The sequence below is a fragment of the Micromonospora sp. ALFpr18c genome (assembly GCF_008868155.1).
In the GTDB taxonomy this organism is placed as follows: Bacteria; Actinomycetota; Actinomycetes; order Mycobacteriales; family Micromonosporaceae; genus Micromonospora.
In genome coordinates this window covers 1-987 of sequence record NZ_WBKR01000424.1, presented here as the reverse complement: position 1 = coordinate 987, position 987 = coordinate 1, and the positions used below count along the sequence as shown (strand labels likewise).

Here is a 987-nt window from a genome sequence, read left to right as displayed (position 1 = left end):
GCACCAACCGCTGCCACGGCAGTTTCATTCATGGTCGACAACGAAACTTGTCGCTGCTTTGCCGTGTTTATGAGCTCCTGCTCATCAGGCTCGAACGTAACCCCGCTCCCTCCAGAAACCCAGCGAAACAGGGCCGTGCGGTCCACCTTGTGTCGCTCTGCGTATTCGTAATAACTCATGACGGGGCCGCTCCGATTCGCAGCCGCCCACGCCAAGGCATGGTTCTTGCGGTCGCTGGCCGTGTATTGGGCCCAACACTGCTTTGCCTTGCTTATGAGCTCCTGCTCTTCAGGCTCGAACGTAACCCCGCTCCCTCCAGAAACCCAGCGAATCAGGGTCGTGAGTTCCACATTGTGTTGCTCTGCGTATTCGGAATAACTCATGGCGGGGCCGCTCCGATTCGCAGCCGCCCACGCCAAGACATGGTTCTTGCGGTCGCTGGCCGTGTATTGCTTATGGGCCCAATACTGCTTTGCCTTGTTTATGAGCTCCTGCTCATCAGGCTCGAACGTAACCCCGCTCCCTCCAGAAACCCAGCGACTCAGGGTCCTGGGGTGTATATTATACAGCCGCGCATAGTCGGTATAACCCATGACGGGGCCGCCCTGATTCGCATGCGCCCATCTCAAGGCATGGTTCTTGCGGTCGGAGAGCTTATAGAACTGATCGGACGCATGCCTCCTTGCCGTGTCTATGAACGCCTGCTGGTCACCCGTGAACGTAACATCACGGATCCCGTCGCATATCCATCCATACAGTGTCGAATAGGGGATAAAGTATGCCTCTGCGTACTCCTTAATACTCACATCGTGGCCACTCTGATTTGCAGCGGCCCATGCCAAAACTCGGGCCTTGCTCTCATCTTTGTCCATTCCTAGTTAGCCGCCTTTGCAGTCAAATTTCGAAGTCTTCCTACACAACGGATGCGCGGGGCCGCCGGTTCAACCTCGATCGGGCCTGTCATCCGAACAGGGCTATCGCGTAGTC

Annotated in this window: 1 protein-coding gene; it reads right to left on the bottom strand. The window is 56.5% G+C overall.

The features are described from left to right. A partial coding sequence (locus F8271_RS31520; RefSeq protein WP_151493411.1) for a hypothetical protein occupies positions 1 to 872 on the bottom strand: 872 nt, incomplete at its 3' end. Positions 873 to 987: the final 115 nt, after the last annotated feature.